The organism is Dysgonomonas sp. 521 (assembly GCF_010501055.1).
Lineage (GTDB): Bacteria > Bacteroidota > Bacteroidia > Bacteroidales > Dysgonomonadaceae > Dysgonomonas.
Genome location: NZ_QVMO01000144.1, coordinates 1 through 5,748, shown reverse-complemented (window position 1 = coordinate 5,748; position 5,748 = coordinate 1). Strand labels below are relative to the sequence as shown.

Here is a 5,748-nt window from a genome sequence, read left to right as displayed (position 1 = left end):
TTTGGGTGGATATCTGCCGGAATGGCAGATTTTTAGAACCGATTTCTAATGGATTTAGAACCGGATTACTGGGTGGGGATGCTCCGGATTATGCACTGATTCACATTATTTATCAAAAAGTGACAAAAGTGACATCTTTTTATATACTTTTTATTGTTACTATTTCTATCCTAAAAATATCAAAGAACTATACTATAAGATAAATTTTCAGGCAAAAGATCATAGTATATGGCAAAATATATAAACCTCTACATAGAGCATTATCCTAATTATCGGATGTAGGGGCAGTGCTTGTCCCCGCCCGTTTATAGCGCTACGGGCAACCACAAGGGATTGGCCCTACTTTGCTGAATACTACAGTAAAATTTAAACAGACTCTAAGCAACGAAGATAAAAATACTTTATCAAATTATGTGGCTGATTTCACAAAAAAAGCCTATATTTGCAGCAGTATAAACTTATAAACCACTCCAGTGAGAATATCTAAGTAAACAATGGTTGAAAAACCATTTTGACAAATCCGGATTTTCCGGTACATTTTGGTTAATCAGTGTTCAATTCTGCCGGACTACTCTTTACCGGCCAAACTTAGATATTATGTAATCAATTATTTCAAAAAAACGACAGGTTCCAATCAGGACTTTTATTACCCTGCACACAAGTATCCTTTTGTGCAGAGCAGGTAAGTAAACGAGTTAACAAGCTATATACCGTATCTCGTTCACTTGTGTCTCACTACCACAATCATTTGATTATTTACATTCTAAAAAAACAAAGGTTTATGAGTATCATCGTAAAGCAAATATCATATATGCATCCCGACAGGGAACCATTATTCGAAAATATCAGTTTCTCCGTATCTAAAGGGCAGAAAATATCCCTGATCGGTAATAACGGCTCGGGTAAATCAACCCTGCTGCGCATTATAGCAGGAGGGCTACAACCCTCAGCCGGAGAAATCATCTGTCAGGATAACCCGTATTACATTCCCCAGCACTTCGGCCAATATGACCAATCTACCGTAGCGCAGGCATTACATATCGATCAAAAACTAGAGGCGCTGCATGCTATATTGGGCGGGGACGCTTCGCCACAAAATTTTTCGGTGCTCAATGACGACTGGGATATAGAAGAGCGTGCCTTGAATGCCCTTGCCAAATGGGGATTGCCACACATACAGCTATCCCGCAAAATGGAAAGCATGAGCGGTGGCGAAAAAACAAAAGCGTTTTTGGCTGGCATCAACATACATTCTCCTGAAAATATACTGTTGGACGAACCCTCGAACCATCTGGACAAGGATAGCAGGAAACAATTGTATAACCTGATTGAAAACAGCAATGCCACAATAGTAGTGGTTAGTCACGACCGTACATTGCTGAACCTCATAGAGTTGACCTATGAGCTGACACATAATGACATTGAGGTATACGGAGGTAATTACGAATTCTATAAAGTACAAAAGGAAGAGAAGATGGAAGCCCTCCAGAGCCAGCTTGACGAAAAACAAAAAGAACTCCGCAAAGCGCGGAATATAGCGCGGGAGGTAGCCGAGAAGAAACAGAAAAGGGATGTAAGAGGGAAAAAGAGTATAGAGAAAAAGGGCATTCCCCGCATTATGCTGAACACCATACGGAACAGGGCGGAATCAAGCTCCGCCAAATTAAAAGAAACCCACGAGGGAAAAATGGAAAGCATTGTTGACAATATGAAGCAATTGCGCCAACAGTTACCGGAAAAGAAAGACCTGAAGATGGACTTTGAAGACGCCAACCTGCATGCGGGCAAAATACTGGTAACAGCACAAGATATTAATTTCGGGTATGCCGATCAGATGTTATGGGAAAATCCGCTGGAATTTGAAATCAGAAGTGGGGACAGGATAGTTGTCAGCGGGCAAAACGGAAGTGGAAAAACCACATTGCTAAAACTGATATTCGGCAAGCTCGAACCGCAGGAAGGAAGTATCATCCGCGCTGACTTTAAATACCTTTACATCGACCAGGACTATTCCATAATAGATAACAGCCTGACCGTCTTTGAGCAACTCCAGCAGTTCAACTCGCGCCGCCTGACGGATGACGAACTAAGAATAATACTCCATCGTTTCCTGTTCACATACAACACATGGGAGAAACCTTGCGGCAAACTGAGCGGGGGAGAAAAGATGAGACTGGTATTCTGCTGTATGCAGGCCGACGACAATGCGCCCGACATGTTCATCCTCGACGAACCGACAAACAATCTGGATATTCAGAGCCTTGAGATCGTAACCAATACAATAAAGGAGTATAAAGGTACATTGCTCATTATTTCGCACGACGCGTATTTTGTCGAAGAAGTAGGAGTGTCGAAGGAGATAGAGATATAGGGCGTCAATACCATCTTGGCTCTTTCTCTACTCCGGAATTATAATCCATCGCTCTTTTATAAATATACACTATACTACCGAAGATAAAAAGAGATATTAAGAGAGCGGATATTTGTATAATAATATTTATTACGGCTGTATTATCCGGTAAATAATCCGGATATATAGCCGAAATAAATACCTGGGAATATTGATACAGAAAAGTGATAATACCAAAAACGGATTTCAAGACAAAGGTCTTGCCGAGAAAATTTAGTCCTCCTACAAAATCACTTTGAAATTTTATCAGTTTAAAGCCGATAATAAAAAATAAGATATTTGTAACTAAGGAAGCGAAATAATTGACCGATGACAGGATTAATGTTACTATTTGATTTCCATACAGCGCATAACTCAGCAATGGCATTATGGCATTGATAAATACAAGAGTGACAGCCGCATACAGCATTCCTACTAACCTCCCCGCCCTGAAATTGCGTAAGTATTGGGCGAAGATATAGTAGACGCATATTTGGAAGAGATAACGGCCTAAATAGACTCCGGCACTAAGATTCATCCATTTCAGCCCTATTACGTTCCACAAAGGTTGATTAAATAACAACTGTACGGCGATAGCTATCACCGTGACAACGATAGCCAGACTCAGGTTAGGTATCCGGATAAGTGGAGATGAATGATTATTTGACATTTCTACAAGATATTTACAGGGAGCAAAGATAGAGTTTTTGAAAATAAAACGACTCTAACTTCCGCCGGATACTATTTTTTGATTCTGTATAACTAAAAAAGAGAGGGTGTGGCAACAGTCTGTTATTCCGTACCTGACACGGAATCCCCAAGAAACCAGTGTTGATTATGAGGGGATTGCGGATTAATCCCACAATGACAGTACTCTTTTTAGACTTTTGACACACCCTCTTTTCAGTTGGTGTATATCTAATCATTATCTGCAAATTTAGCAGAACTTGATAAATTTACATTTCCGTATAACAAGCTTCTTATTCCTACCTGATACTCAAATCCTTGATTGCATTCGTTTCGTTACAGGCCGGAGTTTCACTATTTACCTGACCTATATAAAATACATAGCCATAATACGCTTTATATTTATCATACAACTGTATTTCATAATGGAAATGCTCAACCAAGCTTTTAGCTTCTTCACTGTAATTATGCTTTTGAAGGAATGCGTCACAATAACCGAGTATCGGATTGAAATAGTCCCACCAGCAGACTTCGGGTAAAATAAAATGAGCGACAGGCGTATAACCCGCGTCCTGCATCTGCTGTACCTTCTTAGAGACCGTATCTATTTCTGAATAATTCTTTTCCCAAAAGTCTGCTATTTCCTGAGGCCGCTCATTGGTAAACCATGTGGCCTCGGATACAGCGATGTATCCATTTGGTTTCAGAAACTTTCGCCATTCTTTTAACCCTTTCTGATATCCGATATTATAGATGGAGCCTTCTGCCCAGATTAAATCCAGGCTCTGCTCAGGAAAATTCAGTTCGGTCATGGAGATATTTTTTGTAGTTATCCTGTTTTCCAGCCCTGCTTTCCGTATCTTTTCGTTGAGGCTTTCTATAAATTCGGGCATAATATCGGAGGCTGAGATATTTCTCTTTAGGTTCTGTGCCAGAAATATTGTTTGCCCTCCCGTACCACAACCAAGATCGGCGATATTAGCCATATCCGGAAGGTCATGAATAAACTGCAAAGCTAGTTTTGTTATATCTTCGCTGCCTGGTCCCTGGCGTTCTGATCCTTTGAAAAAATCGGCGATTAATGAAAAGTTAAAATCGTAGATTACTTTATGTTTAGTATCCATTTCTTTAAGAATTTATTGATGAGATATTAAGTAACTGTTTAAATTTTATACGAATATTTTATTATATCTTTTTCTTCGTTCATTTTTAGTCTGTTTTCGGCTGTTTTTTCCTTTCTCTCAACTCAAATAGCCCGCTATTATCGTTTTGAGGAAGAAAAAAACATCTCTAAAACATTTCTAAAAATTTGAACGAATAAAATTTAAACAGTTACTAAGCAAGCCCAATAGGGATATTGCCGAATACCGATAATTTAAACAGTAATAATGATAACAAAAACCACTAAAAGAGAAATCTTTCAGTGAAAAGCGGAGGGATAACCTGTAATGCATACAGATTATTTACAGCACCAATATATTCTTAACGTTAGATAACATAAAATTCTTTTATCGGTTGCAAAGATAAATGTAATTATTCAGAAACTGTTTAAATTTTATACGAATATTTTACTATACCTTTTTCTTCGTTCATTTTTAGACTGTTTTAGGCTGTTTTTTCCTTTCACTCAACTCAAATAGCCCGCTATTATCGTTTCGCGGAAGAAAAAATCATCTCTAAAACATCTCTAAAAATTGGAACGAATAAAATTTAAACAGTTACTCAACCCAACAAAAAATATCAATAAATAAAAATTAATAATTAACGTGTATTTTTAACGCAATATATTCTTTTGTTATAAAATAAATATATAACTTTATGGCTAAAGATAAGAGGACAAAAAGAATTATATTGCCAGCGTTTATTCAAACGACTGAAGACAAAAACAAATCATATACTATACTTAGAGCCTGTTTAAATTTTAGCGAAAATTTATCTTATAGGCTCTTTGAAATAATTGGATTTGTCGGTTCTTCGAATTCTTAGCAACTTTTTATGCTCTTTTTAGCCCGCTAACTAGCTCCGCTGACCGTTGGCTCTGCTAGCAAAAAGAATAAAATCCATCTCAAAAGTAGCTATAAAAAAGATTTGCTATAAAATTTTAACAGGCTCTAAAATTGTGAAGCAGGATCATGAATGATGCTATCATTTATATTCGTATGAGTAATGCAAAAAGTTTCGCTTGTTCGTCTGGCGAAGGGCTTCACAACCTTAATATATTCTGCTCTTTTAGTCACACAATAGTGGCACATTTTTCGTCAATGCCCCGGAAATCTACTTTCCGAGGCATTGATTTTTATTCGATAAAACCGTATTTTTTAGAATAGCTGTCCGCCTTAAAGAAAATATTAGATACACAAAATGGCACGAATATGATAAATACGGGGATTATGGCCGAAGCTAACATGAAATATCCCAAAGCAGGCAGCCCGCCTACAAAATCGATCTCTCTGGAATCAGCCAGTATCCACCCTGTAATGGCATGAATAAAAGCCCAAAACACATAAGCCGCAATAAATAGTCGCTCCTTAAAAAGTATATAATAAGTTATTTGCCAGTAAATTACACCTTCAATTATTTGCTTAATATTGCAGAATTTCGTATCTTGAAGTCCTAAAAGCTTGCAAAAAATGATAGGAAAATCACCGGATCAAAGTCAGGGCGACTTGTTT

4 protein-coding genes are annotated in these 5,748 nt (G+C 37.8%); 2 read left to right on the top strand and 2 right to left on the bottom strand.

Annotated features, from left to right (window positions below; translation table 11 throughout):
* On the top strand, positions 1-203 hold a 203-nt coding region (locus D0T84_RS22665; protein WP_221413160.1), incomplete at its 5' end, for a hypothetical protein.
* A gap of 578 nt (positions 204-781) precedes the next feature.
* Positions 782-2,371 carry a ribosomal protection-like ABC-F family protein gene (abc-f, locus tag D0T84_RS20985; RefSeq protein ID WP_163309866.1) on the top strand — a complete coding sequence of 530 codons (1,590 nt, stop codon included), beginning with the start codon at positions 782-784 and terminating at the stop codon, positions 2,369-2,371.
* A gap of 4 nt (positions 2,372-2,375) precedes the next feature.
* Here abc-f and D0T84_RS20980 read toward each other — a convergent pair whose 3' ends face one another.
* A complete protein-coding gene (locus tag D0T84_RS20980; protein ID WP_163309864.1) occupies positions 2,376-3,059 on the bottom strand; it encodes a hypothetical protein in 684 nt (227 codons plus the stop codon).
* Positions 3,060-3,375: 316 nt separating this feature from the next.
* Positions 3,376-4,200: a class I SAM-dependent methyltransferase gene (locus D0T84_RS20975; RefSeq protein ID WP_163309862.1), complete on the bottom strand. Its 825-nt coding sequence runs from the start codon at positions 4,198-4,200 to the stop codon at positions 3,376-3,378.
* Positions 4,201-5,748 lie beyond the last annotated feature (1,548 nt).

Excerpts from the sequence above, each read along its gene's own strand:
- D0T84_RS20980 (WP_163309864.1), bottom strand. The coding sequence starts at position 3,059 with ATGTCAAATAATCATTCATCTCCACTTATCCGGATACCTAACCTGAGT.
- abc-f (WP_163309866.1), top strand. The coding sequence starts at position 782 with ATGAGTATCATCGTAAAGCAAATATCATATATGCATCCCGACAGGGAA.
- D0T84_RS20975 (WP_163309862.1), bottom strand. The coding sequence starts at position 4,200 with ATGGATACTAAACATAAAGTAATCTACGATTTTAACTTTTCATTAATC.